The 20,359-nt window shown below is 63.0% G+C and carries 15 protein-coding genes; 6 read left to right on the top strand and 9 right to left on the bottom strand.

Annotated elements, in window-relative coordinates; genetic code table 11:
• The first annotated feature begins 169 nt into the window (after window positions 1-169).
• The gene (locus HV823_RS07160; RefSeq protein ID WP_176949034.1) at window positions 170-2,005 is read left to right on the top strand and encodes an AsmA family protein; all 1,836 of its coding nucleotides are present in this window, start codon (window positions 170-172) and stop codon (window positions 2,003-2,005) included.
• A gap of 27 nt (window positions 2,006-2,032) precedes the next feature.
• Here HV823_RS07160 and HV823_RS07155 read toward each other — a convergent pair whose 3' ends face one another.
• The 5 genes from HV823_RS07155 to HV823_RS07135 form a co-directional block, all read right to left on the bottom strand.
• A complete protein-coding gene (locus tag HV823_RS07155; protein ID WP_176949033.1) occupies window positions 2,033-2,851 on the bottom strand; it encodes an ABC transporter permease in 819 nt (272 codons plus the stop codon).
• 3 nt (window positions 2,852-2,854) lie between these two features.
• Window positions 2,855-3,766 (bottom strand): ABC transporter permease subunit, encoded by a 912-nt coding sequence (locus HV823_RS07150; RefSeq protein WP_176949032.1) that lies wholly within the window; start codon window positions 3,764-3,766, stop codon window positions 2,855-2,857.
• Between the two features lie 3 nt (window positions 3,767-3,769).
• Entirely contained in the window at window positions 3,770-4,909 is a 1,140-nt protein-coding gene (locus HV823_RS07145) for an ABC transporter ATP-binding protein (protein ID WP_176949031.1), read from the bottom strand.
• Window positions 4,910-5,042: 133 nt separating this feature from the next.
• The gene (locus HV823_RS07140; protein ID WP_176949030.1) at window positions 5,043-6,143 is read right to left on the bottom strand and encodes a polyamine ABC transporter substrate-binding protein; all 1,101 of its coding nucleotides are present in this window, start codon (window positions 6,141-6,143) and stop codon (window positions 5,043-5,045) included.
• Between the two features lie 174 nt (window positions 6,144-6,317).
• A complete protein-coding gene (locus HV823_RS07135; protein WP_176949029.1) occupies window positions 6,318-7,733 on the bottom strand; it encodes a helix-turn-helix domain-containing protein in 1,416 nt (471 codons plus the stop codon).
• 240 nt (window positions 7,734-7,973) lie between these two features.
• Between HV823_RS07135 and aceA the strand changes: the two genes are divergently transcribed.
• The 3 genes from aceA to HV823_RS07120 all read left to right on the top strand — a co-directional run bounded on the left by aceA (window position 7,974) and on the right by HV823_RS07120 (window position 10,905).
• Window positions 7,974-9,263, top strand: a complete 1,290-nt coding sequence (gene aceA, locus HV823_RS07130) for an isocitrate lyase (RefSeq protein WP_176949028.1) — start codon at window positions 7,974-7,976, stop codon at window positions 9,261-9,263.
• Window positions 9,264-9,395: 132 nt separating this feature from the next.
• Window positions 9,396-9,635 (top strand): SMc00767 family acetate metabolism repressor, encoded by a 240-nt coding sequence (locus tag HV823_RS07125; protein WP_176949027.1) that lies wholly within the window; start codon window positions 9,396-9,398, stop codon window positions 9,633-9,635.
• Between the two features lie 178 nt (window positions 9,636-9,813).
• Window positions 9,814-10,905: a helix-turn-helix transcriptional regulator gene (locus HV823_RS07120; RefSeq protein ID WP_176949026.1), complete on the top strand. Its 1,092-nt coding sequence runs from the start codon at window positions 9,814-9,816 to the stop codon at window positions 10,903-10,905.
• 62 nt (window positions 10,906-10,967) lie between these two features.
• On the opposite strand, the gene HV823_RS07115 is transcribed toward HV823_RS07120, so the two are convergent.
• The 4 genes from HV823_RS07115 to HV823_RS07100 all read right to left on the bottom strand — a co-directional run bounded on the left by HV823_RS07115 (window position 10,968) and on the right by HV823_RS07100 (window position 17,349).
• Complete coding sequence (locus HV823_RS07115; protein WP_176949025.1) at window positions 10,968-12,806, bottom strand: methyl-accepting chemotaxis protein; 1,839 nt, start codon at window positions 12,804-12,806, stop codon at window positions 10,968-10,970.
• 181 nt (window positions 12,807-12,987) lie between these two features.
• Window positions 12,988-15,519: a methyl-accepting chemotaxis protein gene (locus HV823_RS07110; RefSeq protein ID WP_176949024.1), complete on the bottom strand. Its 2,532-nt coding sequence runs from the start codon at window positions 15,517-15,519 to the stop codon at window positions 12,988-12,990.
• A gap of 272 nt (window positions 15,520-15,791) precedes the next feature.
• Entirely contained in the window at window positions 15,792-15,941 is a 150-nt protein-coding gene (locus tag HV823_RS07105) for a hypothetical protein (protein WP_176949023.1), read from the bottom strand.
• Between the two features lie 226 nt (window positions 15,942-16,167).
• The gene (locus HV823_RS07100; protein WP_176949022.1) at window positions 16,168-17,349 is read right to left on the bottom strand and encodes an aminoacetone oxidase family FAD-binding enzyme; all 1,182 of its coding nucleotides are present in this window, start codon (window positions 17,347-17,349) and stop codon (window positions 16,168-16,170) included.
• A 175-nt stretch (window positions 17,350-17,524) separates the two neighbouring features.
• On the opposite strand from HV823_RS07100, the gene HV823_RS07095 reads away from it, so the two are divergent.
• Together HV823_RS07095 and HV823_RS07090 are read left to right on the top strand one after the other, a co-directional pair.
• Window positions 17,525-18,961: a glutamine synthetase family protein gene (locus HV823_RS07095; protein ID WP_176949021.1), complete on the top strand. Its 1,437-nt coding sequence runs from the start codon at window positions 17,525-17,527 to the stop codon at window positions 18,959-18,961.
• Between the two features lie 102 nt (window positions 18,962-19,063).
• The gene (locus tag HV823_RS07090; protein ID WP_176949020.1) at window positions 19,064-20,350 is read left to right on the top strand and encodes an NAD(P)/FAD-dependent oxidoreductase; all 1,287 of its coding nucleotides are present in this window, start codon (window positions 19,064-19,066) and stop codon (window positions 20,348-20,350) included.
• The last annotated feature ends 9 nt before the right edge of the window (window positions 20,351-20,359 follow it).

The raw sequence follows: 20,359 nt of genomic DNA, 5'->3' as shown, positions 1-20,359 counted from the left end.
ATAGAGCCTGTATATCATGGTGCGTTGCAATATAAAGGCGAGACAACACGCGCAGCCTTGCCGAAAGCGGCATTTCGCGTTCGCATCCATTTGATTTCTTCCGGCCGAAGGCCTATCCCCTTGCGAGGGGCAGGAGACAGAGCATCCGGGGCAACGGACCGACAACGTGATGGGCATTAAAAACAGGTTCCGGGCGAAGCTGCTGCTGCAGCTTTTCGTGGTGATGACGGCGCTCGTGGTCGTGCTGCGCCTGTCGGGGCCGATGCTCATCTCGTCGGAAAGCGTCGAGGAGCAGATCGAAGCGAAGGTCTCCGCCTGGACCGGGGCACAACTCAGCTTCAGCGGCACGCCGACCTTCACTTTCTGGCCGCATCCGCAGATGCGCTTCGAGCATGCCCGGCTGACCGACCCCGCACCGACGGATGGCGACGGGCTGCTATTCACCGCCCAGAGCGTTTCGGTCAATTTCGGCCTGCTCGGTTCACTGTTCGGTACGCCTTCGCTTGGCGAGATGGAGCTCATCCGCCCCGTCTTCCACGTCAGGCGCGACGAACGCGGCGAACTCAACTGGCGCCGGGGCGACGACATTCGCAATGCGCTCGAGAACAGGAGCGCGGGCGCGCAGGAGGCGGCAGTGCCGCTGCCGGAGTTCGGCGATGTCGCCATGCGCGATGGCGCAATCGTGGTCGAAGATTTTCTCCGCGACGAACAATACCGCATCTCCGACCTCGAAGGCAGCATCGACTGGTCCGCGGTTTCCTCGAAACTCGACGTCACCCTGCAGGGGGTGATCAACGGAGAAGTCGCGCGGCTGAAGCTGAGAGCCGGCCAGCCGATGCAGCTTCTCAACGGCCAGAACTCGGCAGTACGCGTGACGCTTGAGTCCGATCCGCTGGCGGTCGATTTCGACGGCACCGCAAACCTGTCCGCAAACGCCTTCGCCGCCGGCCGCATCAAGTTCTCAACCCCATCCTTCGGGCATCTGCTTGCCTGGCAGGGCACACGTTTTTCGCCGGTGGGCCAGCTCGGCGCAGTCTCCCTCGAAGGCCAGCTCAGCACCAACGGCGCCACGGCCCGGGTCGATGGCCTGATGCTCCAGGTTCAGGATTCGCATGCCACCGGCGCCCTCGACGTGAGCCTGCCTCCGAAAGGGACACCCCGCATCGGCGGGACGCTCGCGTTCGACAAAATCGATCTGCGTTCGATGATTGACGCCTATTCACCGCTGCCGGGCGGAGACGACGACTCCTTTCCTGCACCCGTTGCGGCACTTGCGGCGATAGACCTGGACCTGCGCCTGTCCGCACGCGAAGCGCTCCTCGAGCCGGTCGTGCTCGAAGAGCTTGCAGCAGGCATCCGCTCCATCGATGGGAATACATCGCTCGACATCGCCGATGCCGCGCTGCTCGGCGGCAATGTCAGCGGCCACATCTCGGTCGGCGACCAGAAGGGCAGCGCCGGCGGTGAACTGCAATTATCATTACAAAATGCCGACCTCGGTGCGCTGGTTGAATTTTCCGGATTGTCCGGACCGCTGCCGATCGGCCGCGGCAGCGCAGATGTCAGCCTCTTCACCGATCGCTCGGTCTCGGAACTGCAAAGGGGCGACATATCGGGAACCTTCCGGTTCCAATTGGATCAGGGCACGATTGCCAGCTTTGACACGGACTCCTTCGAAGAACAGATGGCGGGAAATGCCGTCTTCAATGCGGGCAAGGCCGCGAACGGTTCGTTCGATTTCAGCGACGGCCTCATCGAGGGACGGATCGAGCGCGGCCTGGCGGAACTCACCAAGGCCACGTTCGACGGGCGCGACAAGCGCCTTTCGCTGTCCGGCGTAATCCCCTACCACAGCAGAAACGTCGCGCTGGCAGGATCGCTCTCCGACCGCGTCCAGTCGGAAGATGCGATCGTGTCGCCGACGATCAATTTCCTCATCGGCGGCTCCTGGCCGGATCCCGTGATCTCGCCCGTATCCGTACTCACGGAAATCCCGGCGAACTGAGGCGGGCCGCCCGGCGAGGGATCTGTTTCAACGGCCGGCGAAGGCAGCCTGCTCGTCGCGCTGGCGCTGAAGTTCGCGCTGCTTGGTGACGATCGAGGCAATGACGACGCCGATCGCCACAAGCGCGATCAACAGCGTGCAGGCCGCGTTGATCTCCGGCGTCACGCCCAGTCGCACCTGGCTGTAGATCTTCATCGGCAGCGTCGTGGCGCCGGGACCGGAGGTGAAGCTGGCGATCACGAGATCGTCGAGCGACAGCGTGAAAGCCAGCACCCAGCCGGAGAAGACCGCAGGCGCAATGATCGGCAGCGTCACCTCGAAGAACGTGCGCAGCGGCGTCGCCCCCAGGTCGAGCGCCGCCTCCTCGATCGAACGATCGAAGGATAGCAGGCGCGACTGCACGACGACCGCGACGAAGCACATCGTCAGCGTTATGTGGGCCAGCGTCACCGTCCAGAAGCCGCGATCGAAGCCGACGGCGACGAACAGCAGCAGGAGCGACAGGCCAGTGATGACCTCGGGCATGACGAGCGGGGCATAGACCATCCCGGAAAACAGCATCCTGCCGCGGAAGCGCGTGTAGCGCACGAGCGAGAGCGCCGCCATGGTCCCGAGAACCGTCGCGACGGTTGCCGACAGGAGGGCGACGCGGATAGTCACCCAGGCGGCATCCATCAGGCCCTGGTTGTTGAACAGCGAGACGTACCATTTGGTCGAAAAGCCCGCCCAGACCGTGACGAGCTTGGACTCGTTGAACGAGAAGATGACCAGCAGAACGATCGGCAGGTACAGGAAAGCGAAGCCCAGCACGACCGAGACGATATTGAAGCGTGACCAGCGTGTCATGGCTTATCTCCCCTTCTCGTCGGCCTTGGCTTGCATGTTCTGGAAGAACACGATCGGAACCACGAGGATCAGCAGGAGCACGGTGGCCACTGCCGCCGAGACCGGCCAGTCACGGTTGGAGTTGAATTCGTTCCACAGCGTCTTGCCGATCATCAGCGTCTGCGAACCGCCAAGCAGATCAGGGATGACGAACTCGCCGACGGCCGGAATGAACACGAGCATGCAGCCCGCCACGACGCCCGCCAGCGACAGCGGGAAGGTGATCTTCCAGAAGGCGGTCATCGGCGGGCAGCCGAGGTCCTGCGCCGCCTCGATCAGCGAGTGGTCCATCTTTTCCAGCGCCGAATAGATCGGCAGGATCATGAAGGGCAGGTAGGAATAGACGATGCCGATATAGATCGCCCAGTTGGTATTGAGAATGATCAGCGGCTCACTGATGACGCCGATGGACAGCAGGGACTGGTTCAAAAGCCCTTCCGGCTTGAGAATGGCGATCCAGGCGTAGACGCGGATAAGAAAGCTCGTCCAGAACGGCAGGATCACCAGCATCAGCAGCGTCGGCCGCCAGGTACGCGGCGCCTGCGCCATGCCGTAGGCGATCGGATAGGCGATCAGCAGCGTCAGCAGCGTCGATATGCCCGCGATCTTGATGCTCGACAGATAGGCGTTGAAATAGAGCGCGTCCTCGGTCAGCCAGACGAAATTGTCGAAGCTCAACTGGCGGATATTGTCGATGATGCCGGAGAGCCCGTCTGCGAGCGAGAAGACCGGCTCGTAGGGCGGCTGGGCGATCGCCGTCGTCGACAGCGATATGCGAAAGACGATGACGAAGGGAATGAGGAAGAAGAGCAGCAGCCAGACATAGGGAACGATGATGACGAGGCGGCTGAAGATGGAGGATCCGAGCGCCTTCATGGTTCAATCCCTCAAGACGACGCCGGCGGTCTCGGCGAAGGAGACCCAGACCTTCTCGTCGTAGCCGATGGGGTTTTCGACCTCGCGCTGTGCGTTCAGCATCGAGGTCTTGACCACCTTGCCGCTCGGAAGCTTGACGTGGAACACGGTCATGTCGCCGAGATAGGCGATATCCCAGATCTCACCTTCGGACGTGTTGACGGCCGGATCGGCGGGTGCGGTGCGGCTGACCTTCAGCTTCTCGGGACGGATGGCGAAAGCCGCGCTCGTGCCGATCGCCGGTGCCGCATCGCTGACGGCCCGAACGGTGAAGTCGCCGCCTGAAAGCTCGACGCGACCGTTGCCGGCGGCCTTCACACTGCCTTCCAGGATGTTCACGTCGCCGATGAAGTCGGCGACGAAGCGGGAATTCGGCGCCTCGTAGATCTCCGCCGGGGTGGCCACCTGGACGACCTTGCCGTGGCTCATCACCGCGATGCGGTCCGCCATCGTCATCGCCTCCTCCTGGTCATGCGTCACCACGACGAAGGTCAGGCCGAGCTGCTGCTGCAGGTCCATCAGTTCGAACTGCGTTTCCTCGCGCAGCTTCTTGTCGAGGGCGCCGAGCGGTTCGTCCAGCAGGAGCACTTTCGGCCGCTTGGCGAGCGAACGGGCGAGCGCCACGCGCTGGCGCTGGCCGCCCGAAAGCTGCTGGGGCTTGCGCTTGGCGAACTGTTCGAGCTTGACGAGCTTGAGCATCTGCTGGACGCGCTCGGCAATCTCCGCCTTGGGCATGCCATCCTGGCGCAGTCCGAAACCGATGTTGCTCTCCACCGTCATGTGCGGGAACAGCGCATAGGACTGGAACATCATATTGACTGGCCTCTTGTAGGGCGGGATGGCTGCGATGTCCTGCCCGTCCAGGATGATCTCGCCGGAGGTGGGGCGCTCGAAGCCTGCGAGCATGCGCAGCAGCGTGGACTTGCCACAGCCGGAAGCGCCGAGAAGCGCGAAGAACTCGCGGTGGTAGATGTCGAGGGTCAGGTTGTCGACGGCGGTGAAATCACCAAACTTCTTCGTGATGTTCCTGAACGAGATGAAAGGCTTGGACTGAGGATCCGCCCATGGCGCGAATGAGCGGCGGATGTTGCCGAGTGATTTCATTGACTGTCCCCGGTTGTTTTTGTTCGATGTCAGCACGATCCCGTCCGGAAGTCGATTTCGACCGCCAATCGTGCACTGGACGCTCAACAGCAAATTGCCCGGAAGGCTATCCGGGCAATTTGTATCTCGTGGATTACTGGCCGGTGACGACCTTGGTCCAGATGCGGGTCACAACCCGCTGCGTCTTCGGATCGTAGGGCAGCTTCGTGTAGAGCTTCTTCATCACGTCTTCCGGAGGATAGATCGCCGGATCGCCAATGATCTCCTTGTCGATGAAGGCCTGCGACGCCTTGTTGCCGTTTGCGTAGAAGATGTAGTTCGAGGCCTTGGCCGCGACTTCCGGCTTCATGATGTAGTTGATGAACTCGTGTGCTTCCTCGACATGCGGGGCATCCGTCGGTATCGCCATCATATCGAACCACATCAGCGCGCCGCCGTCGGGAATCGTGTAGTTCACCTCGACGCCAGCGCCGGCCTCTGCCGCACGGTCGCGCGCCTGCAGGATATCGCCGGACCAGCCGAGCGCCAGGCAGATGTCGCCATTTGCAAGCGCATTGATGTATTCAGAAGAGTGGAACTTGCGGATGAACGGGCGAACCGACTCCAGCAGCGCACCTGCCTTTTCCAGATCGGCGGTGTCCTTGGAGTTCGGGTCGAGGCCCAGGTAGTTCAACGCCGCGGGAACGATCTCGTCGGCCGTGTCCAGCACGTAGATGCCGCAATCCTTGAATTTCGCGGCGATCTCCGGATTGAAGATCACGTCCCAGCCCGGCGCCGCATCGCTGCCCAGGATCTCCTTGGCTTTCTTCACGTTGTAGCCGATGCCGGTCGTGCCCCACATGTAGTCGATGGCGTATTCGTTGCCCGGATCATAGGCTGCGACGCGCTGCGAGACTTCGTCCCACATGTTGGAAAGGTTCGGCAGCTTCGACTTGTCCAGTTTCTGGAAGACGCCGGCCTGGATCTGCCGCTGCAGGAAGTTTCCGGTCGGAACGACCACGTCATAGCCGGTGCCTCCGGCGAGCAGCTTGGTTTCCAGCGTCTCGTTGGAATCGAACACGTCGTAGACGACCTTGATGCCGGTCTCCTTGGTGAAGTCGGCCAGGATGGACTCGTCTATGTAGTCGGACCAGTTGTAGACATTGACAACCCTTTCTTGTGCCTCGGCCTGCACGCCAATCACGGCGCTCAGGGCAATCACGGCGGCGGTCGCCAAAAGGTTACGTCTTTTCATGCATGTAACTCCCAGTTTTATCGGTTCCCCGAGTGGCGGTTCTTTATTGATTATCTTTCTTTTTCAACGCGCGACAAGCTTCATTCTCACGTAAAGCTTTGTCGATTTGATATCACAATCTCACCATTCATATCATATTTGAAGTCGCTTTAATGACGGAAAGCAAGCGGAAATTCATTGAAAATCGAAGAGACTGAGCCCGGCCACCATCTCATCGAGCCCCAGAGGGCGCGTCACGGGCGGCTCGGCACGGGCCAGACAGCCCTGTCGTTCACAGAAGCGGCACGCGGTTCCGGCGGCAACTGGCGGCAGGGCTGCAACTGCCTCGCCATAGATCGTCTCCTTTGCAAGGGACGCCTCGCAACCGACCAGGATCGCGGTGCGCCGTACCCGTTCGCCAAACGCGGCCTGCGGTCCGTCAACAGTCCTCGACAGCGTCAGGAAACCGGCGCCGTCAGGCATCTCTAGGCAATCGACGAGGATCTGCCCCGGCTGGGCAAAGGCCGCATGCACATTGAGCTTGGGGCATCCGCCCCCGAAGCGTGCCTGCGGGAAGCCCTGTGCGCCCGCCCGGCGCAGGCGGTGGCCGGCATTGTCCATCTCCAGCAGGAAGAAGGGGATGGCCACCTGCCCCTGACGCTGCAGTGTTGTCAGCCGGTTTGCCACCTGTTCGAAGGAAACCGCAAAGCGTGCCCGCAACACGTCGAGATCGAAACGCGCGCGCTGGGCGGCGGTAAAGAAAGCGTCGTAGGGCATGATCAGGGCGTGGGCGCCGTATCTGGCGAGCTCAAAGCGGGCGATCCGGCGCGCCTCGCTGCCCGACAGCGCGAGAGCGTCCAGCTCGTGCGCAATCTGCTCGTTCAATGCAAGTTGCGCCACCTCCATTGCCACCTCGCCCAGTTGCCCGTGATGCGAAAGCCGCTCCGACAGGAACAGCCGCATGGAATGGCGATCGAACCGCCGGCGCAGTGTCGGCATCGTATGGATCGGCAGCACGCGCACGACGACACCGTGCTCCTTTCTCAGCCACGCCTTGAGCGCGCCCAGCAAATCGTCGCCCGGAGCAAGCGCGGCATGAAAGGCCTCCGCGGCCACGTCAATGCCGTCGAAATAGTTCGCCCGCTGCTCCAGTGCCTCGCGCACCTCGTCCATCGGCAGGCGTGCGCCGGCGATCGCAGTCGCCCGCCCCTCGCTCGCCAGAAGATCGGCGAGATCGGAAAGGCGCGACGCCTGCTCGCGATAGGCGCGGTAGAGCTTGAGGATACCACTGGCAACGTTCGGCGCAGCTTCCGCCACTTCGACCAGCTCCAGATCACCCGGCAGCTCACCGGAGAGAAGCGGGTCGGCGAACACTTCGCGCAGTTGCCGGATGCTGCCGCTCGCCTCGCCCTGGAGATCCTCGATGTCGACCTTGTAGACGGATGCGAGCCGCAACAGCAGCTGCACCGTCAGCGGCCGCTGGTTGCGTTCGATCAGGTTGAGATAGGAGGGCGAGATCGACAGCGCTTCCGCCATGGCCGTCTGCGTCAGCCCGAGCGTGTTGCGGATCCGGCGGACCTTCGGGCCTGCAAAGATCTTGTTCTCGGCCATTGTCAATCCTTTGACACTTCGGAGCATCGTTTGCGTCGCGCGACGCTTTTACATTATTTACAATTTTACAGCGGCAGCTTGTCAAGCCGGACACATGTTAACCCGTTTCTACAGCTCGATTATTCATTTCTCCTCGAAGAATTTTGCGCTGCGATGTAAATAAATTCACATCAGCCTTGCGCAATTCGCAAGTCGGCACTCAGCGCAGGCAACAAAAGTTCGACATGGAGGATGGATTATATGACTGATTTTTACAATCTCGTTCCGAGTGCTCCGAAGGGCCGCTTCGACGGCATCACGCGCCCCTATTCGGCAGAAGACGTGAAGCGCCTGCGCGGCTCGGTCGAAATCCGTCACTCGCTCGCCGAAATGGGTGCAAACCGCCTCTGGCAGCTGATCCACCAAGAGGATTTCGTCAATGCGCTCGGCGCGCTTTCCGGCAACCAGGCCATGCAGATGGTCCGCGCCGGCCTGAAGGCGATCTATCTCTCGGGCTGGCAGGTCGCAGCCGACGCCAACACTGCCTCGGCCATGTATCCCGACCAGTCGCTCTATCCCGCCAATGCGGCGCCGGAACTTGCCAAGCGCATCAACCGGACCCTGCAGCGCGCCGACCAGATCGAGACTTCCGAGGGCAAGGGCCTCTCGGTCGACACCTGGTTCGCGCCGATCGTCGCCGACGCGGAGGCCGGTTTCGGCGGCCCACTCAACGCTTTCGAGATCATGAAGGCCTTCATCGAGGCAGGTGCTGCCGGCGTCCACTACGAAGACCAGCTGGCGTCTGAGAAGAAGTGCGGCCATCTCGGCGGCAAGGTGCTGATCCCGACGGCCGCCCATATCCGCAACCTCAATGCGGCCCGGCTTGCCGCCGACGTCATGGGAACCCCGACGCTAGTGATCGCCCGCACCGATGCGGAAGCAGCAAAACTCCTGACCTCCGATATCGACGAACGCGACCAGCCTTTCGTCGACTACGATGCCGGGCGCACGGTGGAAGGCTTTTATCAGGTCAGGAACGGGCTGGAGCCCTGCATCGCGCGCGCCGTCGCCTATGCGCCGCACTGCGACCTGATCTGGTGCGAAACCTCCAAGCCGGATCTCGAGCAGGCGCGCAAGTTCGCCGAAGGCGTCCACAAGGCGCATCCGGGCAAGCTGCTGGCCTACAACTGCTCGCCTTCGTTCAACTGGAAGAAGAACCTGGACGACGCGACGATCGCCAGGTTCCAGCGCGAGCTGGGCGCGATGGGCTACAAGTTCCAGTTCATCACGCTCGCCGGCTTCCACCAGCTCAACTTCGGCATGTTCGAGCTGGCGCGCGGCTACAAGGATCGGCAGATGGCCGCCTATTCGGAGTTGCAGGAGGCGGAGTTCGCCGCCGAGGTCAACGGCTATACGGCGACCAAGCATCAGCGCGAAGTCGGCACCGGCTATTTCGACGCCGTCTCGATGGCGATCACCGGCGGGCAGTCGTCCACGACGGCGATGAAGGAATCGACGGAGCACGATCAGTTCCGGCCAGCGGCGGAGTAACCGGCATCTCAGGCGGCGAGATTGCGCCCTTGCCACGATCCTCTCCCCGCTTTCGGGGAGAGGCAGACAGACACATAAAGCACACCCCCAGGACCAGACTTCAAGAACCCCGATCATAAGAGGAGAAATGCCATGACCGTCCAGACCCGTGTGAAGGAAAGAGCAGAGGAACAATCCTCGACCATGACACCGGACCAGCAGGTCCTGATCCGCATGGTCGCGAACGACCTTCACCGCCTGAACCATGCCGTGATGAAGGCCGTCGAGGCCGGGGTCTCGGTCGAGCTGGTGCGTTCGGCTCGCCACCACGGCGGCGACGGCAATTGGGGCGACCTTCTCATCCCCGTGATCGTCACCCAGGGCCGGGCGTGACAACTGCCGACGGATGATCTCAAACTGCGCGGCGGGCCGGCATCTTTGCCGGCCCGCCTTCACAAGCATCGCCGTCCACGGTCCCCGCGGATCGCGCGCCCGTCTTTTCGATTGCACAACCGGCCGGATACCCCTTAAATCTACCTCCGTATCAAGGCGGAGGAAGCTCGGGTCGCGGATGGCGGTGACGAATTCGGCGGAACTGACGGATCTGATCTACGGCAGTGTGTTCGGCGAATGCAGCTGGCAGGACTTTCTTGATCGGCTTGCGGCGACCCTGCCAAACGGCAAGTCCGCCTTCCACTACCAGGACATCGGTTCGCCGGTCGCCCATGTCGGCTATGTATCCGGCTTCAGCAGCCACGAGCTCGACCTGTTCCACCGGCATTTCGCCGCCATCAATCCCTGGGTGCCCAGAACGCTTTCGGTGCCGGTCGGCCAGGGGTTGACCGGCGAGAGCATCGTCCCGCGCGCGGAGCTGGCCAAGACGGAGTTCTACAACGACTGGCTGAAGAACCAGACCGGCTGCGAAACAAGCATCGGCGTCACCATCGTTCGGGATTCGACCCGCACCTTCATCCTCTCCACCTGCACCTCCTCCGTCGACAGCGATTTCAATCACGAAGCAGCCGGGCTCTACACCGAGCTTGCCCCGCATCTCAGGCGCGCGGTCGATTTCGCCCGGCGGGGCGATCTGACTTCGGGAGAACGGCACGCCGGGCACGCGCTTTTCGAAGCGATCGGCGCGGGCCTCATTTACGTCTCCGAAACGGGAAGTATCCGTTCGCTGAACGACCGGGCGCAGAGCATGATCGCAGACGGGGAGACAGCGACGGTAACGGCAGGCGGCAAGCTTGCGCTGAAAAGCGAGCGAGCCGCGGAGACATTGAGATTTCTGCTGTCCCGGCAGGGATTGCAGCTCAAGCCCTATGTGGCGGTCGAAAAATCCGCCACCGGAACGCGCTACAAGCTGACGCTCTTACGTCTGAAGTCCGATCCCTTCACCGAACTCCTCAACGGCCCGACGGTCGCCGTCATCATCGAGCCGAGCGCTGCCGCGCACCAGAAAAGCGAGCACATCCAGGTCCGCTACCGGCTGACGCCGAAGGAGGCCGAGATTTCCTCGGCGATCGCCGCAGGCCTGTCACTGAGAGAGATCGCCCTTGGGGGCGGCCTCAGCTACGAGACCGTGCGCTCGCATGTGAAGAACATCTTCAAGAAGCTCGAGGTCAATTCCCAGGCCTCGCTCGTGGCGCGGCTGCTGGAGTAGCGCCGCCGGAGCGGTCAGTTCCTGCTGCACGCCTGTATTCAGACTATCGGCTGCCCCTCACCTCAGGCGGCGTATTGCCGCGCCGGGCTGCCTTGTTCCGCCAGGCGGAACTGCGCGACCAGCGCCATCAGCGCGTCGGCTTCATCCGCCAGCTTGCGGCTGGAGGCACTCGTGGTCTCCACCATGGAGGCGTTCTGCTGGGTCATCTGGTCCATCTGGTTGACGGACGTATTGACTTCCTGCAGCGCTGCGGACTGATCACGGCTGGCCGTGGCAATGGTCTCGACGTGCTGGCTGACGGCAGCCACCTGCGTACTGATCGTGGAAAGCACGGCACCGGTATCCTGAACGAGACGGGAGCCGGCCTCCACCTCCTGCGTCGATCTCTCGATCAGGGACTTGATCTCGCGCGCCGCCTCGGCCGAGCGCTGGGCGAGTTCGCGCACCTCCTGGGCAACGACCGCAAAACCCTTGCCGGCATCGCCGGCGCGCGCCGCCTCTATGCCTGCGTTCAATGCCAGAAGGTTGGTCTGGAAGGCGATATCGTCGATCACCTCGATGATCTGCTCGATCTTTCGCGAAGCCTCTTCGATGCGGCCCATCGCGGCGATCGCGCTGGAGACGACTAGGCCGGATTCGTCCGCGGTCCGGCGCGTCTCCGTAACCCGGATGTTTGCTTCCTGCGCCCGCTCGGCGGAAGCGCGAACGGTTACGGTGATCTCCTCGACTGCGGCAGCGGTCTCCTCCAGCGAGGCGGCCTGGGATTCCGTCCGCCGCGAGAGGGCGTCGGCGGACTGCCGCATCTCGCCACCGCTATGCTGGATCGACGCCGCATTGGCGCGGATCTGCAACAGCGTGTCCTGAAGCCGTACGAGCGAAGCATTGAAATCGCGGCGCAGATCGTCGAGCCGCCCGGCAAACGGGCTGTCGATGCGACGGGAGACGTCTCCCTGTGCCAACCGGCCAAGGCCGGCAGCAAGCTCGTCGACCGCAAAGGAGATCTGGCGATCGGTCTCCTGCTTTTCGCCATCCGCACGCGTCCGCTCGCTAGCCGCTTCCTCCTGCCGGGCAGCGGCCTCGCGCTCGGCCGAGATCTTGCGCGCGGCATTGTCGCGGAAGACCTCGAGGGCGCGTGCGATCTGACCGAACTCGTTGGCCTTATCAAGACAGGGGACTTCGGCCTCAAGCCGTCCATCGGCAATGTCGCGGACGGCGGCGATGAGCGAGCGCAACGGCCGCACCGAACGCCTTACCGCGGCGTAGGCGAGTGCGCCGAAGACGAACAATGCGAACAGCCCGGCAGCCACCGCCATGACCTGCAGCGTGTGGATCTTGGCAAAATAGACTTCCATAGGGATGCCGATGAACATCATCCCGACGTTGGCGCCGCCTTGCGCCTTGATCGGGAAATACCCGGTCATGAACTGCCTGCCGAAAAGCTCGGCGGGACCATAATAGGCCTCGCCTCTGGCAAGTGCTGCCTGGGCGGGATGATCGGCTGCGAGCCTGGTGCCGACCGCGCGGCTGCCGTCTTCCTTTTTCACGTTGGTCGAGACGCGAAGGTAGTCCGTGCCATCCCTGCGGAAGATGGTGGCAACGCCGGCGATCGATTGCGCCGTCCGGTCGACGAGACTGTGGTCGGCAAAGTCCGGTACCGATTCGGCCGTCACCGAGGCCAGCGTTCCGTTCTCGATGTCGATCTTCGCACCATCGATATCGCCCGCCAGCAGCACCGCCATGTTGCGGCTCGCATCCCGCGCATCGGTGGCCGCCTCCTGCAGGACGTATTGGCGCAGGTTGTAGTGCATGACGCCGACGATGACCGCACCGGTGAGAAAGATGAGACCGATCGTCATGGCAACATACTGAGCAGCGATCGAGGTCTTGACCATTCGAAACATACGACACTCCTGAATATCGAGCGTGTAGCTTAGGCTGCACTTGATAAGAAAAACTGAAGGTTGCGCCTTAAGTCTGACAATTGACAATTTTGCTTCTCTGACGATCGACGGCAAGCAACAACGCAAAACGCCGTCCCACATGGCTGCGGGACGGCGTTTCCAGAAACCGGAGGCGCGACGATCAGGCCGCTTCGTAGGTCGTGTAAGTGCGCGCTTCGGCAGCTTCCAACCGGAACTGCTCGACGAGCATCATCAAGGTGTCGGCCTCGCTCGAAAGCTGGCGGCAGGCGACCGTGGTCGTCTCCACCATGGCTGCGTTCTGCTGGGTCATCTGGTCCATCTGGTTGACCGAACCGTTGACCTCGTTCAGCGCCACGGCCTGGTCGCGGCTGGCGGTCGCCATCATGTCGACGTGCTGGCTGACGGAAACGATCTGCTGGCTGATCGAAGCCAGAACGGAGCCCGTCTCCTGCACCAGCCGTGCGCCGGCGTTGACCTCTTGCGTGGACTTTTCGATCAAGACCTTGATCTCGCGGGCGGCTTCCGCCGAACGCTGCGCCAGTTCCCGGACCTCCTGTGCGACGACGGCGAAGCCCTTGCCGGCCTCGCCCGCACGCGCCGCCTCGATCCCGGCATTCAGCGCCAGAAGGTTGGTCTGGAAGGCGATGTCGTCGATCACCTCGATGATCTGCTCGATCTTGCGCGACGCGTCCTCGATGCGGCCCATGGCCGAGATCGCGTTGCCGACGACGGCGGCCGAGCTGTCGGCATTGCGCTTGGTCTCGACGACGACGGTGTTGGCCTCGTGCGCCCGCTCTGCCGAAGCCCTGACCGTCACCGTGATCTGGTCGACGGCTGCGGCCGTTTCCTCAAGCGAGGCGGCCTGCGCTTCCGTGCGCTTGGAGAGCTGGTCGGAAGAGCCGCGCAGTTCGGCGCCGCTCTGCTGGATCGACAGCGCGTTATTGCGGATCTGGCCGAGCGTATCCTGCAGGCGGGTCAGCGACACGTTGAAGTCCTGACGAAGCTGTTCCAGGCGACCGGTGAACGGCGTATCGATCTGGCGGGAAAGATCTCCCTGCGCCAGCCTGCCGAGCCCCGCGGCAAGCGCGTTCACGGCAAAGTCGATCTGGTGATCCAGTTCGCGCTTCTCCGCATCGTTCCGCGCCCGTTCCGCATCGGCCGCCGTACGCTGCTCCTCGCTCTCGGCCTCGATGCGGATCTTCGACAGGGCGTTTTCCTTGAACACACCGAGTGCACGGGCCATGTCGCCGATTTCATCGCGGCGCGCGCCGCCGTCGATGGCGGTATCGAGCACGCCGTCGGCCAGCCGGCGCATCGCCGCCGTGATCTGGCCGATCGGCCCCTTCAGCGTCAACACCAGGGCGCCGCCGGCGAGCAGGGCGATCACGATGCCCGAAACCGTGGCCAACACCGACACCTGGTTTGCCTTCTCGCTCTCGACGGAGGCATTGTTCTTCTGGCCTTCCGCGAAGGCAGTCATCTGCCCCCAGATCCGGTCGATGTCGCCAGCCGCGGCTGTGAACTCGGCCTCGCGCTTGTAGCTGATCTCGACCAGGGCGGCGCTGTCCTCGTTCATCTGCCGGATCATCGGCGCCAGCGAGCCGATCAGCTTCTCGAAGAAGGGAAGCTCGGCTGCGGTGTTGGACAGGCTCTGGATATCGGCCTCCATCACCTTGAACTCGCGCACGAGCCTGTCGCGTCCCGCCTGGTCGGGCCGCTGCAGGAAGCCCGCGGCGGCGATGCGGATCGAGTAGGCCGAATTCACGAGCTTGCGCGTGACGGCCAGCAGCGCGCCAGCCTTGACCAGCGGCGCATCAAGCTTTGAAAAGGTGATCGTCGCGTCGCGCATCTTCAGGGCGGCAGCACTCTGCAGCTGGATCCCTGTCTGGCGGAAGCGTGCGATGAGGCGGCCGATCGCTGCTGCATTTTCCTCGCTCTTGTCGCCGCTGGTGGAAAGCTTGCCGATCTCGTCCACCGTCTTCTCGAACGTCTCGTGGACAGCCTTCTGGTTGGCAGGAAGGCCGGTGCGGACACGGCGCGTCAGCTTGACCAGCTCTGCCTGCGCGTCGGCGGCAACCTTGATCTTCTGTTCGGCGTCGGGTGCCCGGGAAAAGCTTGCCGAAAACGCGTTCAGCGCGTCGCTTGCGGATTTCAGACGCTCCGCCTCACGCAGCAGGGTCTTTGCCGCCTCTTCGTCCTTGCGTACGCCCCGCTCGATGCGGGTCGCCTCCTCCAGCACCTTCATCTGTTCGCCGAGCAGGCTGGCGAGGCTCATTTCCATCGACCGGCGCAAGGCGAGTTCGTTTTCGTACAGCGTCCAAAGCTGGCCGACGCGCTGCCCGATCATGGTGCTGCCGTCGACGGCCTCCTGCAGTTGCCGCCGTCCGGCCTCGTCCTCGACCTGGGCAAATGTATCCGCCAGCAACTCCTGCTGCGCGTCGATCGTCCTGGTTACGGCGTCGCGCGTCTCCTCAGACGTCTGCTGCAGGAACGCGTTCATTCCCGCATAGACGTCCTTGAAGCCGCTCAGCGACTGCAGCACGCTGTTTGAGATTTCCATGCGTCCCTGCAGCATGCCCGAAGCATAGAGGCCGGTGAGGCCGACGGCGCTGATGCTGACGACGAAAGGAAGAATGAAGAGAACGACCTTGGTCTGAATCTTGAAGCGGGCAAGCACCCTGTCGATGAACATCGGGCATCACTCCCTGCGGCCGACCGCCTCCCCCCACCCGCATCGTCACGGGTCTCCCAGGGGTCGGTCATGCGAAATTGATCTGATAAAAATACGGATTTTCGCCGTTTGACCCGGGCGCAATCATTGCAGGACCGCTGCGCAGTCGGCGCGGTTCGGGTCAGTTTCCGGCAATCATGGGGGTGAAGTTTTAAGAAACTTCAAACGATTAAAGCGATTGATCATACTTTTGCCGCCAACCGACCGGCCTGGACGACCCATTTGCAGACCGGTCAGTGGAACCAGGCGATCGATGCGGCAACGAGCGCCAGAAGCAGCGCAGCCACGGTGCAATTGAAGGCGATGCCCAACGCGGCACGGCGCTTTTCTTCGGCGGCGATGGCGAGAGCGCGGGCGACGGGACGGCGGTGTGCTGCGGTCATGGCAAGACTCCGGTTACGAGCTACGGGCATCCCGGTTGATCCGGCCAGCCGGCCCACGTCATGTCATTTCGGCCGCTCTTCCGTTTCCCCGGATATCCTGAAAAACGGGCGGCGAAACGCCGGCTTTCGGCAGGATCGGCCCGCACCTCTTAATGAACCGTAAATCGGCCCTCGCCTGTTTGCGACCCCTACTTTCGCAGGGGCATGCACGCGCCTGTGCAGGCCTTCAAACCTCCTGCCCGGCGGCATGACCGGAGGCCCAGGCCCACTGGAAATTGTAGCCGCCGAGCCAGCCGGTGACGTCCACCGCCTCGCCGATGAAATGCAGTCCCGGGACCAATTTCGCCGCCATCGTACGCGAGTCCAGTTCGTCGGTGTCCACGCCGCCCAGCGTCACCTCGGCGGTGCGGTAGCCTTCCGATCCCGCCGGGCGGATCCGCCAGCGGCGGACATGCTCCGCAAGCATTTCGATCTTTCGCCCCGCGACTTCCGCCAGCGGCCCGTCGACGCCCGACTGGCCGACAAGGAGCTGCGCGAGCTTTCGGGGCATGTGCTCCGACAAAACCGTCTGGACCGCCTGCTTGCCGTTTTCCTTTCGCGCCGCCGCGAGAAGGACTGCAAGATCGACGTCCGGCTGCAGGTGCAGCGTGATTTCGTCGCCTTCACGCCAGAAGGAAGATATCTGCAGGATGGCCGGGCCACTCAAGCCGCGATGGGTAAAGAGCATCGCCTCGCGAAACTCGGTCTTTCCGTGACGGGCGACCACCTCCACTGCGACACCCGGCATGCCCTCGTGCGCGGCGAGTGACTGGGGATCAAGCGTCAGCGGCACCAGACCGGGGCGGGTCTCCACCACGCGCAGGCCGAAGAGCTCGGCGATCCGATAGGCAAAGCCCGTCGCGCCCATCTTCGGGATCGATTTTCCCCCGGTTGCGATGACGAGCGAGGCGGTGTCGACCGTGCCGCCGCTCGTGGAAACACGGAAGCCGGTTGCTGTCTTCTCGACGGACGAGACGTCCGTCATCAGGCGCAGTTCGGCACCGGCGTCGCGCATCTCCTTGAGGAGCATGGCGATGATGTCCTTGGCGGAATGGTCGCAGAAGAGCTGCCCCAGCGTCTTTTCATGCCAGGCAATACCGTGCTTCTCGACGAGGCCGAGAAAATTGCGCGGCGTGTAGCGTGCGAGGGCGGATTTGCAGAAATGCGGGTTCTGCGACAGGAAGTTCCTGGGCTCCGCATGGATGTTGGTGAAGTTGCAGCGGCCGCCGCCGGAGATGCGGATCTTCTCGCCAGGCGCACGGGCATGGTCGATCACGAGCACGCGCCGTCCGCGCTTGCCCGCCTCGATCGCACACATCATGCCGGCTGCCCCGGCACCGATGATGACTACGTCCGTCTTTTCCGCCACGCCGCATCGTCCCCGTTTCGGCCTCTCCCTTTTCCTTTCGCTTGCCGAAAGTCAACCTGTGCCGGTGCCACCTGCCGCATCCGCCCGGGAAAGCTCGCCTTTCGCCATTCTGCCCCCCTAGCCAATGCCCAAACTCGGGATATGATGGCCTATCCGAAACCAACCCCGGTGTGTCATGCCCTCAAAAAAGACCGTTGCCTCCACCGTCCAGAAAGCCAGCCGCTCCTCCAAGATCCCTCCCGCCCTGAACTCGCTTCGCGGCGTCAGCAACTGGAAAGAGGCGTCCGACTGGCTCAAGCTACGAGGCATCGAAGACGTGGAGTGCATCACCCCGGACCTTGCGGGCGTGCCGCGCGGCAAGATGATGCCGTCGTCCAAATTCACCTCCAACACCTCGCTGGCGCTTCCCTCAGCACTCTATCGCCACACGATTTCCGGCGAGTACCCGGAAGAGACCGGCAACTTCCGCTATGAGCCGCGCGACAGCGACCTCAAGCTCGTTCCCGACCTTTCGACGCTCTCGATCGTGCCCTGGGAGAGCGACCCGACCGCGCAGGTGATCTGCGACATCGTCGGCTCGAATGGCAACGATGTCGCCTATACGCCGCGCAACGTGCTCAAGAATGTCGTGCGGCTCTATCACGAGCGCGGCTGGCGGCCGGTCGTCGCACCGGAAATCGAATTCTATCTCGTCGCCCTCAATGACGACCCGGACTATCCGCTGCACCCGCCCAAGGGGCGCTCGGGACGCTCGATCCTGGGCGGACAGGGCTATTCCATCGCCGGCATCAACGAGTTCGACGAGCTGATCGACGACATCTACCATTTCTCCGAAAAGCAAGGCCTGGAGATCGACACCCTCATTCACGAGGAGGGGCCGGCGCAGCTGGAAATCAACCTTCGCCACGGCGATCCGATCGAGCTTGCCGACCAGGTCTTCATGTTCAAGCGCACGATCCGCGAAGCGGCGCTGAAGCACGGCATCTACGCGACCTTCATGGCCAAGCCGATGCAGGGCCAGCCGGGCTCGGCCATGCACATCCACCAGTCGGTGGTCGACATCAAGACCGGCAAGAACGTCTTTTCCAATCCCGACGGCTCAGCATCGAAAGAGTTCTTCCACTTCATCGGCGGCATGCAGCGCTATGTGCCGGGCACGCTGGCGATGATGGCACCCTATGTGAATTCCTATCGCCGGCTGACGCCCGACATGTCGGCACCGGTGAACGTCGCCTGGGGATACGACAACCGGACAACCGCATTCCGCATTCCGGTGTCGGACGCCGCCGCACGCCGCGTCGAAAACCGCCTGCCCGGTTCCGACGCCAACCCCTATCTGGCGCTTGCCGCCTCGCTCGGCTGCGGCCTGCTCGGCATCATGAACGAGGTGGAGCCGTCGGCGCCGACGGAGGACACTGCCAACGAAGGCTCGATCGACCTGCCGCGCAGCCTTCTGGAAGCGGTTTCGCTGCTGGAATCCGATCCGGCGCTCAACGACGCCTTCAGCCCGGAGTTCATCGGGCTCTATGCCGGCGTCAAGCGCGGCGAGTTCGAGACGTTCATGCAGGTGATCAGCCCCTGGGAACGCGAATTCCTGCTGCTCAACGTCTGAGCCTGTGCCGAGCCGTCCGGCGGTCGCCCAAATGTTACAGGGCGCCGTCGGCGTCGGCTGATGCGCCCCCCTTGAACAACGATTCTGACCGAAAGCATTCCCATGTCCTGGCAAAGCCCGATCTCCCCCGGCATCTCCTGGTACGAAAAGACGGTCGGCGATCGCCCGGAATATCCGCAGATGTCCGGCTCATGCGAAGCCGACGTCGCCATCGTCGGCGGCGGCTTCACCGGCCTGCAGGCGGCCTACAATCTCGCGCGCAAAGGCGTGCGCGTCGTCCTGATCGACGCCAACCGCTTCGGCGACGGCGCGTCCGGGCGCAATGGCGGCCAGCTCGGCACCGGCCAGCGCTCCTGGCCGGAGGAGCTGGAGGAGGAACTTGGCTACGAGCGTTCCAAGGGTCTCTTCGACCTTGCCGAGCACGCCAAGCAGCACCTTCTTGACTTCGCTGCAGCGCAGGATCTCGATATCGAGTTCATGCCCGGGCAGCTGAACGTCTCGCACAAGAAGGCGCTCGAGGCGGACTACCGCGCCAATCCGGAAATCGCGGCCAGCCGCTACGGCTATACGCAGTCCACCTTCATGGACAGGGAAGAGACCCAGGAGCGGCTCGGCTCGAAATTCTATCTCTTCGGCGTGCGCGACACCGGCACCGGCCATATTCACCCGATGAAGCTTCTCGTCGGCATCGCAAAGGCGGCGAAGGCGGCTGGCGCGATCCTGCACGAGCAGACGCCGGCGCTCAAGATCGAGCGGGCAGGCGGCAAGGCCGTCATTTCGACCGCGAGGGGCACGATTACCGCCGACAAGGCCCTGGTCGCCTGCAACGCCTATATCGGCAAGCTGGAGCCGACGACGGCCGCCCATGTCATGCCGATCCGCTCCTTCATCGGCGCCACGCCGGTGCTCGACGCCTTCCCGAAGATCATTCCCGGAGGGGAGTCCATCGCCGATTCGCGCTTCGTCGTGCGCTACTTCCGCAAGAGCCGCGACGGGCGGCTGCTGTTCGGCGGGCGGGAAGCTTACACGGCAGACAATCCCAGCGACATGTCGGTGCATATCCGCCGGCAGATCGCAGAAATCTATCCCGATCTCGCCGACATCGCCATCGAGCATGCCTGGGGCGGATCGGTCGGCATCACCATGCCGCGCAAACCCTATGTGCGCGAAGTCATGCCCGGGATTACCTCGATCGGCGGCTATTCCGGCCATGGGGTTATGCTGTCCAACTATTGCGGCAAGCTCTATGCGGACGCGCTGACCGGCGGAAGCGCCGAACTCGACATGCTCGGTTCGTTGAAGATTCCGGCATTTCCCGGCGGCACCAGCCTGAGAACGCCGCTCCTCTTCCTGGCCATGACGTGGTATGCCATGCGCGACAGGCTCTGACGCATTCCC

This window comes from Mycoplana rhizolycopersici, from assembly GCF_013378445.1.
Lineage (GTDB): Bacteria > Pseudomonadota > Alphaproteobacteria > Rhizobiales > Rhizobiaceae > Mycoplana > Mycoplana rhizolycopersici.
Note: the sequence above shows the minus strand (reverse complement) of the source record. Positions and strands in the feature narration are given on the sequence as shown.

Excerpts from the sequence above, each read along its gene's own strand:
- HV823_RS07160 (WP_176949034.1), top strand. The coding sequence starts at position 170 with ATGGGCATTAAAAACAGGTTCCGGGCGAAGCTGCTGCTGCAGCTTTTC.
- HV823_RS07155 (WP_176949033.1), bottom strand. The coding sequence starts at position 2,851 with ATGACACGCTGGTCACGCTTCAATATCGTCTCGGTCGTGCTGGGCTTC.
- HV823_RS07150 (WP_176949032.1), bottom strand. The coding sequence starts at position 3,766 with ATGAAGGCGCTCGGATCCTCCATCTTCAGCCGCCTCGTCATCATCGTT.
- HV823_RS07145 (WP_176949031.1), bottom strand. The coding sequence starts at position 4,909 with ATGAAATCACTCGGCAACATCCGCCGCTCATTCGCGCCATGGGCGGAT.
- HV823_RS07140 (WP_176949030.1), bottom strand. The coding sequence starts at position 6,143 with ATGAAAAGACGTAACCTTTTGGCGACCGCCGCCGTGATTGCCCTGAGC.
- HV823_RS07135 (WP_176949029.1), bottom strand. The coding sequence starts at position 7,733 with ATGGCCGAGAACAAGATCTTTGCAGGCCCGAAGGTCCGCCGGATCCGC.
- aceA (WP_176949028.1), top strand. The coding sequence starts at position 7,974 with ATGACTGATTTTTACAATCTCGTTCCGAGTGCTCCGAAGGGCCGCTTC.
- HV823_RS07125 (WP_176949027.1), top strand. The coding sequence starts at position 9,396 with ATGACCGTCCAGACCCGTGTGAAGGAAAGAGCAGAGGAACAATCCTCG.
- HV823_RS07120 (WP_176949026.1), top strand. The coding sequence starts at position 9,814 with ATGGCGGTGACGAATTCGGCGGAACTGACGGATCTGATCTACGGCAGT.
- HV823_RS07115 (WP_176949025.1), bottom strand. The coding sequence starts at position 12,806 with ATGTTTCGAATGGTCAAGACCTCGATCGCTGCTCAGTATGTTGCCATG.
- HV823_RS07110 (WP_176949024.1), bottom strand. The coding sequence starts at position 15,519 with ATGTTCATCGACAGGGTGCTTGCCCGCTTCAAGATTCAGACCAAGGTC.
- HV823_RS07105 (WP_176949023.1), bottom strand. The coding sequence starts at position 15,941 with ATGACCGCAGCACACCGCCGTCCCGTCGCCCGCGCTCTCGCCATCGCC.
- HV823_RS07095 (WP_176949021.1), top strand. The coding sequence starts at position 17,525 with ATGCCCTCAAAAAAGACCGTTGCCTCCACCGTCCAGAAAGCCAGCCGC.
- HV823_RS07090 (WP_176949020.1), top strand. The coding sequence starts at position 19,064 with ATGTCCTGGCAAAGCCCGATCTCCCCCGGCATCTCCTGGTACGAAAAG.